Here is a 19,502-nt window from a genome sequence, read left to right on the forward strand (position 1 = left end):
CCGCCTCAGAATCCGCTGCTGCCGGAGGCATCTTCGATCGTCGTCGTCGTCGTCCGGTATTCCTTGATGGCGTTGTTGCGTCGCTGGGCGTCGATCGGGGTCATGCCGCGGGGCGCCACCAGATCCTCCGGATTGGCGACCTGGGCAGCGAGGTTGTTCTGCGAGGCGCAGCCGAAATTATAATAGTTCTGATTGGCGAAATCGTTCGAGATATCCTTTGGCCATTGACCGCACTGCGTCGTGACCGCGGTCGTGCCGGTAAAGCTCAGCCGGATCGGCGCGGCATCGCCGGCATCGGCGGCGGCATAGGAGGTATTGATGATCTTCGAGCTTGCGATCCCTTTTGTCGTCAGCTCGGCTCGCACCTGGTTGCGCAGTTGATAGGCGGCTGCGGAATTGGGCGAACCCTCCGGCGACAGGACGTACACCGGGCCTGAGGCGCGTGATGTGTAGTTTGCGGCAAAGCCGCGGATGAGATCGCGCTGGGCGATGGTCAGGCGGCGATCGGTCGAGGCGACCGGGATATCCACCGTCTGTTCGGCTTCGGTGACGATGATCGGGTGACGGGCGCGGTAATCGTCGGGAATGCCGCCTGTCGTCAGCTGGTCATGCGGGCCGGCGCATCCGGAAAGGGTCGCCATCGACACGGCGGCCGCGGCAAGAAGCGCCTTGGAGTAACCGAGCCGGGGTGTCGTCGAATTCATGAGGGCCATCGCCTGATCTCTGTTCTCGTCCATTGCTGCCGATCCTGCCGCGCTCATTTGTAGATGAACCCGATCGAGCCGTGGAACTGCGCGTCGGCGACGGGCGCTTCGCGGCGGCCGTAGACCTTGTTCACACGGTTGAGGAAGAAGGTTGCGCCGTCATTCTCGGGGCTGAAATTGTCGTCCGGCCGGTTCAGCTGGTTACGCGCCACCGGACGCACCAGATAGGGTGTGGCAATGATGACGAGCTCGGTTTCCTGACGCTCGAAGCCCTTCTGGCGGAACAGCGTGCCGAGCAGCGGGATCTTCGAGACGCCGGGCGTGCCGCCCATCGTCTGGGAAACATTGTCGCGGATGAGGCCGGCGAGCGCAATCGAGCCGCCCGAGGGCAGTTCCACCGAAGTTTCCGCCGAACGGCGCTGATAGGTGGCGTTGCCGCTGCCGGCCACCGGCTCGGAAACGTTGGTCTTGATTTCCAGGCTGATGCGGCCCGACGACAGCACGACCGGTTTGAAGGCAAGGTTGATGCCGTAGTTGAAGGGAACAACGGTGACGTTGCCATCATTGTCGGTTGTCGAATAAAGCTGCTGGCCGCCGGAATTGAAGGTTGCCGCCTGGCCCGATATCGCCGTCAACGTCGGCTCGGCGAGGGTCCTGACGACCTTGGCCTGTTCCAATGCGTTGAGATAGGTGGAGATGTCGTATTTGCCGATCGAACTCTTGAAGAGAGCCGCCAGGCCGCCACCGACGGTCGCCGTCGCGCCGTCGGCGTTAGGACTGCCGAGCTGGGCGACCGTCATGCCGGAAGAATTGGAGACGAGATTGTCGAAGCCGAGCTGCTTCAAGACTTCGCGGCGGACCTCGGCGATCGTCACCTTGAGGGTGACCTGGTCCTCGCCCTCTATCTGCAGGAGGTTGACCACCTGCGAGGTCTGACGACCTTCGGCGAAGAGCGCCACAGAGCTGTCGCCGCCACTGCCGGACGCCGTCTCGGTTCTCGTGGTCGCTTCGCCGCCCTTCAGGAAAACCTGCGCCAGATCGGCCGCCTGCGTGGCGTCCTGCGGCGTGCGCACGGTGCCGGTCAGGACGATATTGTCGGAGACGATTTCGACCTTGATGCTGGAATCGGGAATGAAGCGGCGGAGATTGACTTCGAGGCCGGAAACATCGCGCTCGATCTCGATATCAAGATTGACGATCTCCTCGCCATTGCCGCCGAAGACGAAAATGTTCGTCTGGCCGACCTTCTTGCCGAACAGGTAGATGCGCCGCGAGGTGCGGGTGACGGCATCGGCCATGGACGGATCAGAGACGAGGATATCATGCGCATCCTCCGGAAGATCGACGACGACGGCCTTGTTGAGCCCGAGCTTGAGCCGCCGATGGGAATTGGGGCCGGCCTGCGAAATACGCACCAGGCTGTCGGAATCGGCACGCGCCTCGCCTGCACCGAGAAGCGGCGTGAAGGAGGCCGGCACCGCGCCGGAAGCGCCGATTGCCAGCGAAAGGCAGCCTGTCAGGAGAAGTCTGGCCCGCCGCGTTGAATTGCCCATTTGCACGTTCCTTTACTCCGGCTTCGGCGCTGCGCCGGCATCCGTCACGATGGAGCCCGATTTGATGACCTGAATGCTCGCGCTGCCGTTGTCGCCGCTCAGCAGATAGTCGGCGGCACTGGTATCCTGCTCCCGCGCATCGGCGACGGAGCGGAGCGCGAGCGACAGCCGATCGGCCATTTGCTGGGCGACGGCGAGAACCTTGGTCTGATCGGGAGTGAGCTCGAGCGTCGCGGTGGTGCCGACCACCGCCTTGGAGCCATCGTCCTTCTCCTGGATCTGCTGATCGATGGCGAGGACGCGCACATTGCTCAGCACGGTTTCCGTGATGAGCTTGTTGGCCTCGGTACCCTTGCGGACCATGATGACATCGACGCGATCATTCGGCAGGATGAAACCGCCGGCGCCCGTTGCCACGGATATTTCGGTCGCGACCGCGCGTTTGCCGGCCGGCAACAGCGAGGACAGGATGCGGCTGCTGGAATCGGCGACCTTTTCAGGCCGGATTGGCTCGCCTTCGAAGATCGGCAGACGCACGACGCTGCCCTGCAGGTCCTTGATCGCATCCGGCTTGTCGGCTTCGGTGATGAAGCCTTGAACGACGCCGTCCTTCGGCCAGGCCATCCAATGCACCGAGTCCTCGCCCAGCCTTGCTCCGACCGGCAGATTGCCGCTCGAGACGAGGATGTTGACGGTGGGTTCTTTCTCGATGACCGACTGCACCTGGGTGACGACGCCACCGCTGCCAGCCATGCGCATGGCCAGGAGCCCGGCGAGGCCGGCTGCCACCACGGCGACAGCTAGGATTATAAGGCGGGCCGGTTTCATCGATCATTCCTCAAGGCACGATATGTTCGCCCTGCAGAATGCTCAGCAATTGGTATAATTATGGTTAATGGAGTGCTTACATTTTAAGTTAACGGGCATTTAAAATGCCGTTATTTCAGGCTTTCCAGCGCGGCGATGAAGATCGGCGAGGATGGGAAGGCCATGAAGCCGCCGATCGCGATGGCGATGCCGTAAGGGATCTTCTTGGCGAGCAGCAAAGAGTTCGGCACCGGCAGGCCGATGGCGAGGATAGTGTTCGACTGGGCTCTCACCAGCAGGATCAGCAGGGTGAGCAAGCCGCCGATGATGGCAACATCGGTCATCAGGAAAAGCAGGGACTGGTTCAGACCGAACCAGAGCGCGGTGGCGCTCAGCAGCTTGGCGTCTCCGCCGCCCATCACGTTGAATGCAAAAAGGGCGAAGCAGGCGCTGAAGACGATCGCGGCGGCGGCAAGATGCATGCCGATTGCCTGCAGGCCGAGACCCGAGAACGGCGCCAGCGCGAAGAAGGAGACAATAAGGATCAGGGAAACACGGTTCGGAATCGTCATGGTGAACAGATCCGAAAAGGCCGCGAAGGCGAGGCAAAGTGGCAGTATCACGAAGACTGCAGTTGCGACCATGCGTACACCCCGATCATAGTGAGACACGAAAAGGCTCACGGCCGTTCAGCCTGTGAGCCCGCTCGAAAATTCGGCCGAAGTAAAGCCGGCCGGCATTAGGTGACGCTGCGTGAGTGGCGCCCGCCTTACTGGGTCGCGGTCTGAGCGCCCGTCATCTTGGTGCTCAAACCGTTGAACGTGTTGCCGATCTTCCCGCCGAGGGTCGTGGCGCCGGTGATCAGCGCTACGGAAATGAGGGCAGCGATCAGGCCGTATTCGATTGCGGTCGCGCCGGATTCGTCCTTCAGAAAACGGCTAAAAAGCTTGGTCATGGGTACTCCTAACTCCAGTTGATGTTCAGCACGTCCGCCAACTGTTGCCGTTGATCGGATGACAACAATCTAGTGAATGGGCGTTTCCATCGGCTTAAGAAAAAGAGTTAACACCATGTGAAGGCCGCTCTAGGCTCCCACATGGTAAGCTTTACCTTATTCATTTCGCTCAATATTTAGCGATATTCAGAGGTTAACAACGCGATTCATTCTGGAAATTGCACAGGCGCCGCATTCGGGCGGAACCTGCGTCATCCCGCGCCGTTCCAAATCGGATCATCCTGCTTCACCTCGAAACAGCACGGTGAGTTTAAGGCTTCATTCACCATTTTTTTCCATTCTATACGTCTATTGCGCTGTGATCGTGAAAGAGGACCAAATGTCATCGAGCGGCAAAACCATTTTATTTGCCGGCATGATCGCCGTTTCCGGTGTTTCGGGAGTTTCCTCAGCCGCAGACGATGACATGCTGCGCGTCTATATGGATCACGCGCGCGTGTTGAAGCTCGACCGCCCCGTCAGCAAGGTCATCGTCGGCAACGCCAACGTCGCCGACGCGACCGTGGCCGATGCCAAGACCATCGTGCTGACAGGACGCAGCTTCGGCACCACCAATCTCGTTCTTCTGGACGCCGACGGCAACGCAATCCTGGACGAGCGCGTCCTTGTGTCGATAGACGAGGGCAACACGGTGCGTGTCTTCCGACAGACCGAGCGCTCCGTGCTGTCCTGCACGCCGAACTGCGAGCAGCACGCGCAGCAAGCGACCGGCGGCACCACGTCACCCTGATCGCGCAGCGTCTATCTTCGGCTCTTCGTTAAAATGGTCGTATCGGGCTGAAACGGAAAATCAACGAACGGACCCTAGTGTGGCAGGCAGAGATGTCGCTCGGGTCCAGGCAATGACGGTAGTTGATCAGAAGACGGATAGGGAGCGCGCCTTCGCGCCGTTCCGTTTCTCCCAGTTTCGCGCTGTCGCCCGCTCGCGCGACGGCGCAGCGGCGATCGAATTTGCCCTGCTTGCCATCCCCTATTTCGTCGTGATCTTCGCGATCCTCGAAACCTTCATCGCTTTTGCCGCCGAAGAACTCGTCTCCAACGCCGTCGATACGATGAGCCGCCGGATGCGAACCGGGCAGATCACCTACAATCTCGGCCGTACGACCGACATGAGCCAGACGCAATTCCGCCAGGCGTTCTGCAACGAGATCTCGATCCTGATCAGCTGCTCGACGAGCGAAGCCGCCACACCGAGCAAGCTTTACCTGGATGTGCAGACGTTCGCCACCTTCTCGGCCATTCCGACGACGATCCCCAGGGTTTCCGGTGACCGGTACGCCGACATCAACACAGCCGCCTTCAAATATGCGCCTGGCGGCGCCGGCACGATCAACATGCTGCGCGCCTACTATCGTTGGGAAATCATCACGGATCTGGTCCGGCCCTATATCACGACGATCCGTCCGTCCGACGGGTCGATGCCGACGCAATATCTGATTATCGCAACCTCGGCGTTCCAGAACGAGCAGTATCCATGACGGCGTTGCGCAACCCTTTCACCAGACTGGCACTGACGGCACGTCGGCTGGCGCGAGAGCGCAAAGGCGCCGGAGCGATCGAATTCGCTATCCTCTTTCCGGTTCTCGTCATGCTCTATATCGGCGCTTTCGAGATCACCATCGGCCTCAGCGTCAGCAAGCGCGCGACACGCGCCGCTGGTTCGATCGCCGACCTCGTCACCCAGCAGCAATCCGTCACGAAGAGCGCGCTCGCGCAGATGCCATCGGTCGCAACGGCGATGTTCGTGCCTTACAATACGACGTCGCTGACGCTGAAAATCACCGGGATCACCATCGACGCTGGTGCCAACGCGAAAGTGCTCTGGTCCTGGGCGCAAGACGGAACGGTGCCTTACGCCAAGGACACGGCTGTGAGCAACGTGCCGGCCGACATGAAGACGGCAAACAGCTTCCTCGTCCGCACCGAACTCAGCATCCCCTATACGATGTTCCTGTTTGCGCCGAACTTCATGCCGGATGGGATGCGCACGATTACCATCAGCCGCAGCTACTTCTACCGCCAGCGGCAAGGCGACTCGATCCCCTGCGGCGACTGCTGACCCCCTTCCCCATCTCGAATTTGCCAAGCCAGGCGCGGCACTATATGCGTGGGCTTCAGCCTTCGATGTTCCGAAGGCCGGCGATCTGTCCTTTCGGGGGTAAAATGGCGCGCGCCTTTCTTTTCGTTCTCGATTCCTTCGGCGTCGGCGGGGCGCCGGATGCGGCCGCCTATGGCGACGAGGGCGCCGACACACTCGGGCATATCGCCGAATTCTGCGCGGCCGGAGCCGGAGACCGCGCCGGGCTGCGCAGCGGGCCGCTTTCCCTGCCGAACATGTCGGAACTCGGGCTTCTGCACATCGCCCGGGCCGCCTCCGGCCATTTTCCGGCGGGCATGCCCCTGCCGGAAAAGGTCTACGGCATTTATGGCGCCGCCAGCGAAGTCTCCCGCGGCAAGGATACGCCATCGGGCCATTGGGAGATCGCTGGCACACCTGTCAATTTCGATTGGGGATATTTTCCGACGGAAGGCGATGCCTTTCCCCCGGAGCTTATCGAGGCCCTATGCCGGCAGGCTGACATTCCCGGCATTCTCGGCAATTGCCATGCCTCAGGAACCGAAATCATCGCCAGGCTCGGCGAGGAACATATCCGCACCGGCAAGCCGATCTGTTACACCTCTTCGGATTCGGTCTTCCAGGTCGCCGCGCATGAGCTGCATTTCGGCCTCGATCGGCTGCTCGCCTTCTGTAATACAGCACGAGGGCTGCTCGATTCCTACAATATCGGCCGCGTCATCGCCCGCCCCTTCGTCGGCCAGTCGGCCTCCACCTTCCAGCGCACCGGAAACCGGCGCGATTTTTCGGTGCTGCCGCCGGAGCCGACGCTGCTCGACCGGCTCGTCGAGAACCGCCGGCATGTGCATGCTGTCGGTAAGATCGGCGATATCTTCGCTCACCAGGGCATTTCCAGGCTCATCAAGGCCAATGGCAACGAGGCGCTGATGGATGCGTCACTGTCGGCGATCGACGAGGCTGAGGACGGCGATCTCGTCTTCACCAATTTCGTCGACTTCGACATGATCTACGGCCATCGCCGCGACGTGCCCGGTTATGCGGCAGCGCTCGAAGCCTTCGATGCACGTCTGCCTGAAGTTCACAAGAAGCTGAAGCCCGGCGATCTCGTCGTGCTGACCGCCGACCATGGCTGCGACCCCACCTGGCGCGGCACGGATCATACGCGTGAACGCGTGCCTATCATTGCCTACGGCCCGGGCATCCGGTCGCGTTCCATCGGCGTCCGCCGCACCTATGCCGATATCGGCGAAAGCGTTGCGCGCCATCTCGGCATCCCGGCCGGAGCGCATGGAAGGAGTTTTCTGTGACATCGCATTTGAAGAAGGTCGAGCTGCACTGCCATCTGGAGGGCGCGGCACCGCCAGCTTTGACAGAGGCGCAGGCGCGGAAATACGGGGTCGACATCAGCGGCGAGCTTCGCGACGGCGCCTATGTCTGGCACGATTTCGCAAGTTTCCTCGAATGCTACGACAAGGTTTCCGAGGTCTACAGGACGGAGGAGGATTACGCGCTTCTGACCGAGACCTATCTCGACGAACTTGCCGGCATCCATACGATCTACAGTGAGCTCATCGTGTCGCCCGACCACGGCAAACGCATTGGGCTCGGCGCCGATGCCTATATATCAGGCGTCTGTGAAGGCATCCGGCGGGCCAAGGCCAAAAGCGGCATCGAGGCCCGGCTGATCGTGACCGGCGAGCGGCATTTCGGCCCGGAGAGTGTGATCGGCGCGGCCAAATATGCGGCAAAGGCCGATAATCCTTTGATAACAGGCTTCAACCTTGCCGGTGAGGAGCGCATGGGCCGGGTGGCCGATTATATCAGAGCCTTCGACATCGCCCGAGATGCCGGCCTGGGCTTGACCATTCATGCCGGCGAAGTCTGCGGCGCTTTCAGCGTTGCCGACGCGCTCGACGCCGTGCGTCCCTCGCGCATCGGCCATGGCGTGCGGGCCATCGAGGATCTCGATCTGGTGAAGCGGCTTGCCGATCTCGGCACCGTGCTTGAAGTCTGCCCGGGGTCCAATGTCGCACTCAGGGTCTTTCCCGATTTTACCTCCCATCCTTTGCGGCGACTGAAGGAAGCGGGTGTGCGGGTGACGATCAGCTCGGACGATCCGCCATTCTTCCATACTTCGCTGAAGCGGGAATATGAACTCGCCGCCGGTGCCTTCGGCTTCAGCGACACGGAGATCGACGTCATGACCCGCACGGCGATCGAGGCAGCCTTCGTCGATGAAGGGACGCGCAAGGATCTGCTTGCCCGGCTTTGAGGCGAGTGTCTTTTTATGCATGCCGTTATCCCGGAACCGCTGCACCGTTCCGGCGACATGGATTGGGGAAGATCGGGGCAAATTCGGGTCCACTCTTGCGGTCGGGCCGATTTCCGTGAAAGAAACATTCGACAGAAAGAATGAAAGGCTTCCCCATGGACGGCGTCACGGTCATCGATCATCCGCTTGTGCAGCACAAGCTCACCATCATGCGGCGCAAGGAGACATCGACGGGAAGTTTCCGGCGCCTGCTGCGCGAAATCTCCACGCTGCTTTGTTACGAGGTCACCCGCGATCTCGAATTGACGATGGCAACGATCGAGACGCCGCTGGAGACGATGGAATCGCCGATCCTCGAAGGCAAGAAGCTGGTCTTCGCCTCGATCCTGCGCGCCGGCAACGGGCTACTTGAAGGCATGCTCGATCTCGTGCCGTCCGCCCGCGTCTCGCATATCGGCGTCTACCGCGATCACGAGACATTGCAGCCGGTCGAGTATTATTTCAAGGCGCCGGAGGACGTGGCCGAGCGCCTGATCATCGTCGTCGATCCGATGCTGGCGACCGGCAATTCCTCGATTGCGGCGATCGACAAGCTCAAGGAGCGCGGCGCCCACAACATCCGCTTTCTCTGCCTGCTTGCCGCTCCGGAAGGCATCCGCAACTTCCGCGCGGCGCATCCGGATGTTCCGGTCTTCACCGCGGCGATCGACAGCCATCTCAACGAGAAGGGCTACATCATGCCCGGCCTCGGCGATGCCGGCGACCGCATGTACGGAACCAAATAATTCAGCCTTCCTTTACCAAATCGAAAGACTTGATGGCCCGGACGGTTCGTTCCGGGCCTTTCGCTGTCGATATTAGCAACTTATCAGGATTTGAGGCTTAGCAAGCTGGAAGCATGAGGCCCCGCATGAAGCAGGGTTTATACAGGAAGGATTTCTGTTTCATGCTCGCTCGCACCGTCATATTCGCCAGTATCGCCGCGGTATTGGCCACACAGGTGCCTTCCTTCTTCGGAGGTGCAAGCCAGCAGCCAGCCGACGTTCTCTCTGCCAATTACGTCTCGACCGACACCGGCCGGCCCATTGCACCAGCGCCCGCCTATGGCGGCAATACGATGCGCCTGCAGGCGGATGCGCAGGGCCACTATACCGGCAGCTTCAAGATCAACGGCAAAGCGGTGCAAGGACTGATCGATACCGGTGCCACCTATGTCGCCCTCAACGAGACGCTCGCCCGCCGGCTCGGCTACACCGCCAATCAGCTCGACTTCCGCTATGGTGTCAACACGGCAAACGGCCGGACGAAGGCCGCGCATGTGACCCTCGACCGCGTGGAAATCGGCGGCATCCGCGTCCGGAATGTCGAGGCCTTCGTCCTGAAGGACGACGCGCTGACGACCACGCTGGTCGGCATGAGCTTCCTGCAGAAACTCGCCTCCTATTCCGTCGCCGACGGCTCGCTCAGCCTCAAACAATAAACTGCGTCAGATCAGGCCAACAATGGCAGGGGCCGGGCTCGGCTTGTTGTCAGCGATGCGGTAATGGGCGGCTAGGGCCGCAGCGGCTTTTTCCGCCGCCGCTTCGTCGGCAGCGTGAACGAGGGCGATCGGGTCGCCCGCATTGACCCTGGTGCCAAGCGGCAGGAGGCCGGAGAAGCCGACCAGGTGATCGATGCGATCTGCCGGGTGACGGCGGCCGCCGCCGAGATCGATGACGCTGATGCCGATACCGCGGGCGTCACAGGCGGCAAGCCAGCCGGACCGGTCGGCGGGGACGGTTATTTCGACAGGCGCTCTGGCGAGGTATTTCTCCGGATTTTCGACGAGATCGGCCGGTCCGCCTAGCATGGATACCATACGCCCGAAGATCTCGGCCGCCTGACCCGATGCTAGGGCTCGGCGCGCCATCCTATCGGCTTCATCAGAGGAAGCGGCAATGCGCGATTTCACCAGCATCTCGGCGGCAAAGGCAAAAACCACGGTCTCGAGGCGGGTGCCGGCCTTCCTGCCCGCTAGGAAATCCAGGCAGCTGCGCATCTCGACGGCATTGCCGGCGCAATCGGCGAGCGGCTCATTCATGTCGGTGATCAAGGCGGAGGTCTTCAGGCCTGCGCCGTTGGCCACGTCGACCAGAGACCGCGCCAGCATCTCCGCCTGGCTGCGGTCAGCCATGAAGGCGCCGCTGCCGACCTTGACGTCGAGCACCAGCGTCTGAAGGCCGGCCGCAAGCTTCTTCGAAAGGATGGAGGCCGTGATCAAGGGAATGGAGTCGACGGTGGCGGTTACATCGCGCACGGCATAAAGCCTGCCGTCGGCGGGCGCCAAGCTCCCGGTCTGGCCGATAATGGCGCATCCCGCCTCTTTCACCACCCTGTGGAACAGCTCCGCATCAGGAGTGATCCTATAGCCGGGAATGGATTCAAGCTTATCGAGCGTGCCGCCGGTATGGCCGAGGCCGCGCCCTGAGATCATCGGAACGGCGAGGCCGCAGGCGGCGGCGATCGGCGCCAACATCAGCGAGACATTGTCACCGATGCCGCCGGTCGAATGTTTGTCGGCGATCGGGCGGTCGATATCCGCCCATTGCAGCCTGTCGCCGGAATCGGCCATCGCCAGCGTCAGTGCGACGATTTCCTCGCGCGACATGCCTTTCAACCAGACGGCCATCGCGAAGGCGCCGATCTGGCCCTCGGACAATCGACCGGCGGCGAGTGCCGCGATGAAGGAGCTGATATCGGCAGCGTCGAGCGCCTCGCCATCGCGTTTACGCCGGATGATCTCCTGCGGAATCATCTCAATAGCTCGACGCCGCAGCCGCTGCCGGCTGCGCTCCGCTCAGAACCGCCAGTATGTCGTCGAGCAGGCCGGAAGCGCCGAAGCGGAAGGTCGAGGGCATGGCCCAGTCCGGCGCCATGATGGTTTCGGCAAGGCTGAGATACAGCGCCGCATCAGCCACCGAGCCGATGCCGCCGGCCGGTTTGAAGCCGACCTTGCGCCCACTTTGGCGAATGGCCCGGATCATGATGTCGGCGGCTTCGAGCGTCGCGTTGACAGCGACCTTGCCGGTCGAGGTCTTGATGAAATCGGCGCCGGCTTCGATGGCGAGTTCGGAGGCACGGCGGATCAATGCCGCATCCTTCAACTCGCCGGTCTCGATGATCACCTTCAGCAGGACGGGACCGGCACATTCGGCGCGCACCGCCTTGACCATGTCGGTCACGGCAGCCTCATTGCCTGACATGAACTTGCGGTAGGGGATGACGAGATCGATCTCATCGGCGCCATCGGCAATCGCTTCGCGGGTTTCGGCGGCGACGTCGGCCACTTCCATATCGCCTGCGGGGAAATTGACAACCGTTGCGATCCGCACCGCATGGCCGGCCCCGAGAATATTGCGGGCCCGGGCGACGAAGCGCGGCCAGATGCAGATCGCGGCGCTATTGCCGTAGGGCGTCTGCGCGCGGGCGCAGAGCGCGTCGATCTGCGCCTCGGTGCAATCGTCCTTCAAGTTGGTGAGGTCGAGAAGAGAAAGGGCGACCGCCGCCGTTTCCCGGTTGGAATGGCTATTCATTTTCGCTTCCTCCAGCCGCAATCATGTCTTTCAATATGGCCGCGAGACGGGCCCCACCGACGGGCGCCATGTCCTTGGTTTCCTGATGGCTGAGTTCATTGTCGGTCATGCCTGCTCCATAGTTGGTGATTACGGAGGCGGCCGCAACCCTGAGGCCCAGCATTCTTGCGATGATCACCTCCGGCACCGTCGACATGCCGACGGCATCGGCGCCAAGAATACGCGCCATGCGGATTTCGGCCGGCGTTTCGAAGCTCGGGCCGGAGAACCACATATAGACGCCCTGCGCCAGCTCTATCTTGAGCTTCGCCGCCGCCTTCTGCATCGCCGCGGCGAGGCCGGCGTCATAGGCGTTGGTCATCCCGACGAAGCGAAGATCGCTTTCCTCGCCGATCAGCGGGTTCATGCCGGAATAATTGATATGATCGGTGATCTGCATAACCGAACCAGGGGGCATATCGTCGCGTAGCGATCCTGCCGAATTGGTCAGGACCAGCGCTTCGACGCCGAGCGCCTTCAAGACCTCGATCGGCAGGCGCATGGCGCTGGCGTCGCCCCTCTCATAATAATGCACGCGGCCGGAGAGCATGATGACCGATTTTCCGCCGAGGCGGCCGGCAACGACCTCGCCCGCATGGCCGGAGACGGCGCTGACGGGAAAGCCCGGCAGGTCGCGATAGGGGATACGGACGGCGCCTTCCAGATCACCGACGAGGGAACCAAGGCCGGAGCCGAGCACGATGCCGTGGCGCGGCTTGATCGCGCCGAGCAATGCGGCGAGCAGGTCGACCGTCGCCTTCATCCGAGTTCCGTCTCGAAGCTGAAGGGAAGGAGCTCTTCCATCGTCATCGTCTTCTTCACGCCGGCTTCGTCACAAAGATAGATCTTCGTATTCTTTGAGGCAAATTCGGAGATCTTCTGGCGGCAGCCGCCGCAGGGTGGGCAGAGCGGCAGCTTCTCGGCAATGACCGCCATTTCGACGATCTTCCTGGCTCCGCCCATGATCATGGCGCCGATCGCGGTCGGCTCGGCGCACCACCCTTGCGGAAAGGAAAGGTTTTCGATGTTGGCGCCGGTATAGACCTTGCCGTCTTCGGCGCGGATCGCCGCACCGACCGGGAATTTCGAATAGGGCGCGTGCGCAAAGGCCATGGCGCCGCGGGCGGCTTCGAACAGGTCGTGGGACATGATCAACGTTCCTTCGTATAGGGCACACCGCCAGCCTTCGGCGGAATTGCGACACCGATGAAGCCGGCAAGCAGGATGCAGGTCAGCACATAGGGCAGCGCCTGGAAGACCTGGACCGGCACTTCACCGATCAGCGGCACCTGCTTGCCCTGCATGAAGTTCGCCAAAGCATCGAGGAAGCCGAAGAGCAGGCATGCGAACATGACCGGCACCGGCTTCCATTTGGCGAAGACGAGGGCGGCGAGTGCGATATAACCCTTACCGGCCGACATGTCCTTGATGAAGGCCGCGGACTGGGCGATGGCAAGATAGGTGCCTGAAAAGCCGCAGAGGATGCCGGCGCACATGACGGCGCGATAGCGCAGCCAGGCGACGGAAATGCCTGCCGTATCGACCGCGCCCGGGTTCTCGCCGACAGCGCGCAGCCTGAGGCCAAAGCGCGTGCGGTACAGCACCCACCAGGAGAAGGGCACGGCGAGGAAAGCGAGATAGGTGAGGATATTGTTGCCTGAAATGACGTTGGCGTAGAGCGGTCCGAGGATCGGTATATCGCGGGCGGCGTCGGCGCCCGGCAGGATGATTGGCGCGAAGCGCGCATCCGGCGAGAGCTGCGGTGTGCGCCCGCCCTGGCCGAACCAGGCCTGGCCAAGCACGATGGTAATGCCGGCGATAAAGAAGTTGATGGCGACGCCCGAGACGATCTGGTTGCCGCGATTGGTGATCGAGGCAAAGCCGTGCACCAGGCTGAGCGCCACCGAGCAGACGATACCGGCACCGAGGCCGAGCCAGGCCGAACCGGTGAGATAGGCGACACAGGCGGCGGCAAAGGCCGAGCCCAGCATCTTACCCTCAAGGCCGATATCGAAAACGCCGGCGCGCTCGGAAAACAGCCCGGCGAGCGCTGTAAAGATCAGCGGGATGGAGAGCCGTACCGTCGAGCTCAGGACGTTGATGAAGATGTCGTAATAATCCATCGTCCGCTCCTCAGGCCCGCACGAACTGTTGATAGAGGTGCACCATCGCCGGCCGGAACATATATTCCAGCGCACCCGCGAACAGGATGACCAGACCTTGGATGACGAGGATCATTTCCCGGGTGATGTTCGGCATTTCGAAGGAGATCCAGTCGCCGCCCTGATAGAGAGTGCCGAAAAGGATTGCGGCGAAAATGATGCCGAGCGGATGGTTGCGGCCCATCAGCGATACGGCGATGCCGACGAAGCCTGCGCCGCCGACGAACTCCACCTGCAGACGAGCGGAAGAGCCCATGACCGGATTGAGCGCCATCATCCCGGCGAGGGCGCCGGACAGCAGCATGGCGATGATGACGATGCGGGCATAGGGAATTCCGGCATAGTCGGCGGCCGTCGAGCTTACGCCGAGTGTGCGCATCTCGAAGCCGAGCTTGGTGCGCCAGATCAGGATCCAGACAAACCAGGCGGCAAGGAGGGCGATGATGAAGGAAACGTTGAACGGCGCAGCGCCCAATTTACTGCCGAAGATATCCATGACCCAACCGAGCTTGGGAAGCTGCCCGCCTTCGAGGAAGGTGCGGGTTTCCGGCGCCATCTTGCCCGGCACGATCAGCACGTGCACCAGCAGATAGACCATGAGGGCGGCTGCGATGTAGTTGAACATGATCGTCGTGATGACGATGTGGCTGCCGCGCTTGGCCTGCAGGAAAGCGGGAATGAAGGCCCAGGCGGCGCCGAAGATTCCGGCTCCGACAATGGCGACCGGCATCGTCACATACCAGGGCACATAATGATCTAAAGCCAGCGCTGCCAGCGCGCAGCCGAGGCCACCAATATAGGCTTGACCTTCCGAGCCGATGTTGAAGAGACCGGCATGGATGGCAACCGCGACCGAAAGGCCGGTGAAGATGAAGCTCGTCGCGTAGTAGAGCGTGAAACCGACGCCTTCGCCGCTGCCGAAGGCGCCCTCGATCAGCAAGGAGAGAGCAGCCAGCGGGCTCTCGCCGATCAGCCAGACGACGAAGCCGGAGATCAGAAAAGCGACCACGAGATTCAAAAGCGGGATCAGGCCGTAGTTGATCCAGTTGGGTAGCGGAACGGAAGCAGTGCTCATAAAGGCCTCACGCGGCAATGCCGGCCATCATCAGGCCGAGGGTCTGTTCACCGGCATCGGGCGTCTTCTCGCCGACGACGTGGCCGGCGAACATGACAAGGATACGGTCTGAAAGGGCGCGGATTTCATCGAGTTCGACGGAGACGAGCAGGATCGCCTTGCCCGCGTCGCGCATTTCGATGATCCGGCGGTGAATGAATTCGATGGCGCCGATATCGACGCCGCGGGTCGGCTGACCGATGATCAGCATCTTCGGATCGCGTTCGATCTCGCGGGCGACGACGATCTTCTGCTGGTTGCCGCCGGAGAAATTCGCCGTCTTCAGCCGCGGATTCGGCGGGCGGATGTCGTATTTTTCAATCTTCTCCATCGCATCCTTGCGGATCGCTTCGAGATCGAGCAGCGGGCCTTTGCTGTAGCCCGGGCGGCGGTGATAACCGAGGACCGAGTTTTCATATGCCTCGAATTTCAGCACCAGCCCCATGTGGTGGCGGTCCTCGGGAATATGGGCAAGGCCCAGATCGCGCAGCCGGGCGGGATCGGCCTTGTCGATCGTCTGGCCGTCGAGAAGAATCTCACCGGAGGTTGGCTTGCGGATGCCGGCAATCGCCTCCAGCAATTCGGACTGGCCGTTGCCGGCAACACCGGCAATACCGACGATCTCGCCGGCGCGCACGTCGAAGGAGACGTTGTCGACCATGGTGACACCGCGATTGTCCTTGACTGTGAGATTGCGGACGGAGAGCACGGCGGCGCCCGGATTGCCCTCCCCCTTCTGAACGCGCAGCAGCACGCGGCGGCCGACCATCAGTTCGGCAAGCTCTTCCACCGTCGTTTCCGCCGTCTTGCGGGTCGCGACCATTTCGCCCCGGCGCATGACCGAGACCGTGTCGGTGATCGCCATGATCTCGCGCAGCTTATGGGTGATGAGAATGATCGTCTTGCCCTGGTCGCGCAGCACCTTGAGGATGCGGAAAAGATGATCGGCCTCGGCCGGCGTCAGCACGCCCGTGGGTTCGTCCAGGATCAGGATTTCGGCGCCGCGATACATGGCTTTGAGGATTTCGACGCGCTGCTGCAAGCCGACCGGAAGCTCTTCGATCAGCGCATCCGGATCTACCTCAAGGCCGTATTCCGTTTCCAGCCGCTTCAGCTCGGCGCGGGCCGATGCGACGCCTCTGGCCAGCAGCGTGCCGCCTTCGGCGCCGAGCATGATATTCTCGAGCACCGTAAAATTATCGACCAGCATGAAATGCTGGTGCACCATGCCGATGCCGGCTGCGATCGCCGCCTGGCTGTCACGGATGGTGACCGGATTGCCGTTGACGCGGATCTCGCCGCTATCGGCGTGGTAGAAACCATAGATGATCGACATCAGCGTCGATTTGCCGGCGCCGTTTTCACCGATGATGCCGTGGATCGTCCCCTTGGCAACGGTGAGGTTGATGTCCTTATTGGCGTGGACGGCACCGAATTTCTTATCGATGCCGACAAGCTCGATAGCGGGCTTATCTGTCACTGCAGGCTCCAAATAAGAAAAGGGCGTATGGCGAAAATCCCCTCCGCCATACGCCCGATCTCAATCGTCGATTACATCAGGGCGCGGATCACTTCGGGCAGGAATTGTCCGAGGTATAATCGTGAACCTTGACGGTTCCGGCAATGATATCGGCCTTGGCCTTGTCGACAGCTGCCTGCATCTCCGGGGTGATCAGCGACTTGTTGTTGTCGTCGATCGCGGCGCCAACACCGTCTTCCTTGACGCCGAGCGCCTGGACGCCGCCGGTGAACTTGTCGTTCTTGGTGTCGCTATAGGCGTTGTAGACGGCGAGGTCGACGCGCTTGACCATCGAGGTCAGGACAGAGCCCGGATGCAGATGGTTCTGGTTGGAGTCGACGCCGATCGACAGCTTCTTGTTGTCGGCGGCGGTCTGCAGCACGCCGAGGCCGGTGGCGCCGGCTGCCGCGTAGATGACATCCGCACCCTGGTCGATCTGATTCTTGGTGAGCTCGCCGCCGCGAACAGGGTCATTCCAGGCCGCACCGGTGGTGCCGGTCATGTTCTGGAAAACCTGGATATCGGCCTTGGCGGCGCGGGCGCCCTGCTCATAGCCGCATTCGAATTTGCGGATCAGCGGAATATCCATACCGCCGACGAAGCCGACCTTACCGGTCTTGGATGCCATGCCGGCGAGAATCCCGACGAGGTAGGAGCCTTCTTCTTCCTTGTAGACGACCGAGCGAACGTTCGGTTTGTCGACGACGGAGTCGACGATGATGAACTTGGTGTCGGGGAATTCGGCTGCGACCTTCTCGATGGCCGACGTCCAGGCGAAGGAAACGGCGACGACCGGATTGAACCCGCGGCTTGCGAAGTTGCGGATGGCCTGTTCGCCCTGCGTGTCTCCCGTCGGCTCGAAGTCGCGATAGGCGATGCCGGTTTCGGCCTTGAACTTCTCGGCGCCGTTATAGGCCGCTTCGTTGAAAGACTTATCGAACTTCCCGCCGGTGCCGTAAACCAGCGCCGGCTTGACATCGGCGGCCAGCGCCGTCGTCGACATGGCAGCCACGGCAAGAAGAGTGAGAAGGGATTTTTTCATTGTGCAGCCCTGTTGTTTCTATTCGTTAGGGGTCCTCCCGCAAGCCCTTTTTGGGCATGTCTGCGGAACCACCGACCTCCCCCCGGAGGCCTGGCTGCGCGCATCCTTGCATGGCTCACGGAAAAATTCACCAGAAATTTTTCAAGCGGTAAAGATTTGCAGCGATTGCTTAAAATCAATTCTCTAGGGCTGTTTTTTGGACATTTCCCTATCGAGGTGCAGATTTTCGCGCCAATGCCTCGGCGGACGCCGAGACCGGGGCTGCGCACCAGTCTTGGCCGGATCGTAGCGGCTCAAACAGGATTTGCTATGCGATGAAGCGACCGGACACCTGCGGCTTCTTGTACCCGATCATCCAGAGAAGCAGCGAGATCACCAGAAAAACCGCAAAGGCTGGCTGGAGCATCAGCCACTGAAAGATGAAGGCGTAGAAGCGCGGGTGGATATAGTAGGAAAGCGCCGACTGCAGCGAGGTCAACGTGTCCGGGCTGACATCCTGCCAGGCAGACGACATCGGCGTCATCACGACAGCGGAGGCGGCAACCGACTGGATCGAATCGATGGTCCCGGCAATAACGGCCGCCGCAAGCGCGACAAGACTCGCCAGACGCAACAGGAAACGCATCAAACCCTCCGACGCTTCGATATGCCGGATAATTCCGGCGAGCCCGCGCCATTCTCCACCTGAGAATTACATAGTTATCGATGAGGTGAAGCACAATGGGATGGGCCGAGGGGAGTTTTATCGGAAGAAGTCAAAAAACTGTTAGATTTGGGTTGATCGGCAAAAATTCATCGGTATATATCGCGCCGTTCCGACGATTTGCTCCTCTCCGGGCGCGAACGCCAAAGGACAGGTGGCCGAGTGGTTTAAGGCGCACGCCTGGAACGCGTGTGTACGTGAAAGCGTACCGAGGGTTCGAATCCCTCCCTGTCCGCCATTTCACGTTTTGTCCATACCGAAGACACAAGTAGCGGGACGTGCCTACGACATAGACTTCCCCGCCGATCGGGTTGTCGATGGTTTGCGTTGTTCTCTGTGAGAGCACCGAGCCTTGGGTGAAGCCGAACAGGCGCTGCCCATTCAGCGGCGCCGATTATGTCTTCTTCCCGCCGAAGCGAAGAGCCAATCGTTTCGCCCGGCCGCCTGATCCGAAAATTCCCTGATTTTTTACCATGCTGCTTCACCGCGTCTTTGCACGTTTGGGTTTAGGTTCTGCCAAACTAAAAAACAGAGGTAAAACAGGTGGAAGAACTTTCGGTGAAGTCGAAGATCATCAAATCCGTCTATTTCAGCCAGGAAGACGGACGGCTCAGGATTTGTTTCAAGAACGGCGAGGAGCGCCTGTTCGAGGGCGTGCCCTCTTCCGAAGCCCGTGCGATGACGGCGGCGCCGTCTCCGGGGCATTATTATCTCGACCGGATCAGGACGCGGTTTCGCAGACTGGCTGCTTAAGCCGAGGGACGGCCACAGGCCTGCGCTCGGAATTGCATCGGATTGAGACGAAGCCGGTGGATATTAACCCTTGGCTTACTTTGATGCTCATCACCGTTGGATCGGCCGGAGCGGAAAGCGGCACTTTGTTGATGCTGCCGCTCTTCGAGATCCGGCCAGCCGGGAGGCTC

General features: G+C 61.2%; 22 protein-coding genes and 1 tRNA gene. 9 read left to right on the top strand and 14 right to left on the bottom strand.

Going from position 1 to position 19,502, the window contains the following annotated elements; translation table 11 throughout:
• Positions 1-5: 5 nt before the first annotated feature.
• The 5 genes from GA0061105_RS08975 to GA0061105_RS08995 all read right to left on the bottom strand — a co-directional run bounded on the left by GA0061105_RS08975 (position 6) and on the right by GA0061105_RS08995 (position 4,019).
• On the bottom strand, positions 6-761 hold the full coding sequence (locus GA0061105_RS08975; RefSeq protein WP_092749513.1) for a CpaD family pilus assembly protein: 756 nt from the start codon (positions 759-761) through the stop codon (positions 6-8).
• Positions 758-2,257 carry a type II and III secretion system protein family protein gene (locus tag GA0061105_RS08980; protein ID WP_092749514.1) on the bottom strand — a complete coding sequence of 500 codons (1,500 nt, stop codon included), beginning with the start codon at positions 2,255-2,257 and terminating at the stop codon, positions 758-760. Before GA0061105_RS08980 ends, GA0061105_RS08975 begins: the two co-directional genes overlap by 4 nt.
• 12 nt (positions 2,258-2,269) lie before the next feature.
• The gene (gene cpaB / locus GA0061105_RS08985) at positions 2,270-3,085 is read right to left on the bottom strand and encodes a Flp pilus assembly protein CpaB (RefSeq protein WP_092749516.1); all 816 of its coding nucleotides are present in this window, start codon (positions 3,083-3,085) and stop codon (positions 2,270-2,272) included.
• A gap of 110 nt (positions 3,086-3,195) precedes the next feature.
• Positions 3,196-3,708, bottom strand: a complete 513-nt coding sequence (locus tag GA0061105_RS08990) for an A24 family peptidase (protein WP_092749518.1) — start codon at positions 3,706-3,708, stop codon at positions 3,196-3,198.
• A 125-nt stretch (positions 3,709-3,833) separates the two neighbouring features.
• Positions 3,834-4,019: a Flp family type IVb pilin gene (locus tag GA0061105_RS08995; protein WP_092749520.1), complete on the bottom strand. Its 186-nt coding sequence runs from the start codon at positions 4,017-4,019 to the stop codon at positions 3,834-3,836.
• A gap of 379 nt (positions 4,020-4,398) precedes the next feature.
• Here GA0061105_RS08995 and GA0061105_RS09000 point away from each other — a divergent pair, with 379 nt between their 5' ends.
• The 7 genes from GA0061105_RS09000 to GA0061105_RS09030 all read left to right on the top strand — a co-directional run bounded on the left by GA0061105_RS09000 (position 4,399) and on the right by GA0061105_RS09030 (position 9,908).
• Positions 4,399-4,809 carry a pilus assembly protein N-terminal domain-containing protein gene (locus GA0061105_RS09000; RefSeq protein ID WP_092749522.1) on the top strand — a complete coding sequence of 137 codons (411 nt, stop codon included), beginning with the start codon at positions 4,399-4,401 and terminating at the stop codon, positions 4,807-4,809.
• A gap of 112 nt (positions 4,810-4,921) precedes the next feature.
• On the top strand, positions 4,922-5,557 hold the full coding sequence (locus GA0061105_RS09005) for a TadE/TadG family type IV pilus assembly protein (RefSeq protein WP_092749524.1): 636 nt from the start codon (positions 4,922-4,924) through the stop codon (positions 5,555-5,557).
• Positions 5,554-6,138, top strand: a complete 585-nt coding sequence (locus tag GA0061105_RS09010; protein ID WP_092749526.1) for a TadE/TadG family type IV pilus assembly protein — start codon at positions 5,554-5,556, stop codon at positions 6,136-6,138. The genes GA0061105_RS09005 and GA0061105_RS09010 overlap by 4 nt, the downstream gene beginning before the upstream one ends.
• A 104-nt stretch (positions 6,139-6,242) precedes the next feature.
• On the top strand, positions 6,243-7,463 hold the full coding sequence (locus GA0061105_RS09015) for a phosphopentomutase (protein WP_092749528.1): 1,221 nt from the start codon (positions 6,243-6,245) through the stop codon (positions 7,461-7,463).
• Positions 7,460-8,428 carry an adenosine deaminase gene (locus tag GA0061105_RS09020; RefSeq protein ID WP_092749530.1) on the top strand — a complete coding sequence of 323 codons (969 nt, stop codon included), beginning with the start codon at positions 7,460-7,462 and terminating at the stop codon, positions 8,426-8,428. Before GA0061105_RS09015 ends, GA0061105_RS09020 begins: the two co-directional genes overlap by 4 nt.
• Positions 8,429-8,583: 155 nt before the next feature.
• Positions 8,584-9,213, top strand: a complete 630-nt coding sequence (gene upp / locus GA0061105_RS09025) for a uracil phosphoribosyltransferase (protein ID WP_064693381.1) — start codon at positions 8,584-8,586, stop codon at positions 9,211-9,213.
• A gap of 125 nt (positions 9,214-9,338) precedes the next feature.
• Positions 9,339-9,908, top strand: a complete 570-nt coding sequence (locus GA0061105_RS09030) for a TIGR02281 family clan AA aspartic protease (RefSeq protein WP_064693380.1) — start codon at positions 9,339-9,341, stop codon at positions 9,906-9,908.
• A gap of 6 nt (positions 9,909-9,914) precedes the next feature.
• On the opposite strand, the gene deoA is transcribed toward GA0061105_RS09030, so the two are convergent.
• The 9 genes from deoA to GA0061105_RS09075 form a co-directional block, all read right to left on the bottom strand.
• Positions 9,915-11,222, bottom strand: a complete 1,308-nt coding sequence (gene deoA / locus GA0061105_RS09035; protein WP_092749532.1) for a thymidine phosphorylase — start codon at positions 11,220-11,222, stop codon at positions 9,915-9,917.
• Position 11,223: 1 nt separating this feature from the next.
• Entirely contained in the window at positions 11,224-12,000 is a 777-nt protein-coding gene (gene deoC, locus GA0061105_RS09040) for a deoxyribose-phosphate aldolase (RefSeq protein WP_092749534.1), read from the bottom strand.
• A complete protein-coding gene (locus GA0061105_RS09045; protein WP_092749536.1) occupies positions 11,993-12,802 on the bottom strand; it encodes a purine-nucleoside phosphorylase in 810 nt (269 codons plus the stop codon). Before GA0061105_RS09045 ends, deoC begins: the two co-directional genes overlap by 8 nt.
• The gene (locus tag GA0061105_RS09050; RefSeq protein ID WP_092749538.1) at positions 12,799-13,188 is read right to left on the bottom strand and encodes a cytidine deaminase; all 390 of its coding nucleotides are present in this window, start codon (positions 13,186-13,188) and stop codon (positions 12,799-12,801) included. Before GA0061105_RS09050 ends, GA0061105_RS09045 begins: the two co-directional genes overlap by 4 nt.
• A gap of 2 nt (positions 13,189-13,190) precedes the next feature.
• Positions 13,191-14,162, bottom strand: a complete 972-nt coding sequence (locus GA0061105_RS09055) for an ABC transporter permease (RefSeq protein ID WP_092749540.1) — start codon at positions 14,160-14,162, stop codon at positions 13,191-13,193.
• 10 nt (positions 14,163-14,172) lie between these two features.
• Positions 14,173-15,276, bottom strand: a complete 1,104-nt coding sequence (locus tag GA0061105_RS09060; protein WP_064693374.1) for an ABC transporter permease — start codon at positions 15,274-15,276, stop codon at positions 14,173-14,175.
• A gap of 7 nt (positions 15,277-15,283) precedes the next feature.
• Positions 15,284-16,795, bottom strand: coding sequence for an ABC transporter ATP-binding protein (locus tag GA0061105_RS09065; protein WP_064693373.1), 1,512 nt, complete (start codon positions 16,793-16,795; stop codon positions 15,284-15,286).
• An 88-nt stretch (positions 16,796-16,883) separates the two neighbouring features.
• Entirely contained in the window at positions 16,884-17,876 is a 993-nt protein-coding gene (locus tag GA0061105_RS09070; RefSeq protein ID WP_092749542.1) for a BMP family lipoprotein, read from the bottom strand.
• Between the two features lie 307 nt (positions 17,877-18,183).
• Positions 18,184-18,501, bottom strand: a complete 318-nt coding sequence (locus GA0061105_RS09075; protein ID WP_064693371.1) for a hypothetical protein — start codon at positions 18,499-18,501, stop codon at positions 18,184-18,186.
• 226 nt (positions 18,502-18,727) lie between these two features.
• Between GA0061105_RS09075 and GA0061105_RS09080 the strand changes: the two genes are divergently transcribed.
• Together GA0061105_RS09080 and GA0061105_RS09085 are read left to right on the top strand one after the other, a co-directional pair.
• Positions 18,728-18,817, top strand: a tRNA-Ser gene (locus GA0061105_RS09080).
• A 305-nt stretch (positions 18,818-19,122) separates the two neighbouring features.
• A complete protein-coding gene (locus GA0061105_RS09085; RefSeq protein WP_064693370.1) occupies positions 19,123-19,332 on the top strand; it encodes a KTSC domain-containing protein in 210 nt (69 codons plus the stop codon).
• Positions 19,333-19,502 lie beyond the last annotated feature (170 nt).

The sequence above is a fragment of the Rhizobium aethiopicum genome, assembly GCF_900094625.1.
GTDB lineage: Bacteria > Pseudomonadota > Alphaproteobacteria > Rhizobiales > Rhizobiaceae > Rhizobium > Rhizobium aethiopicum.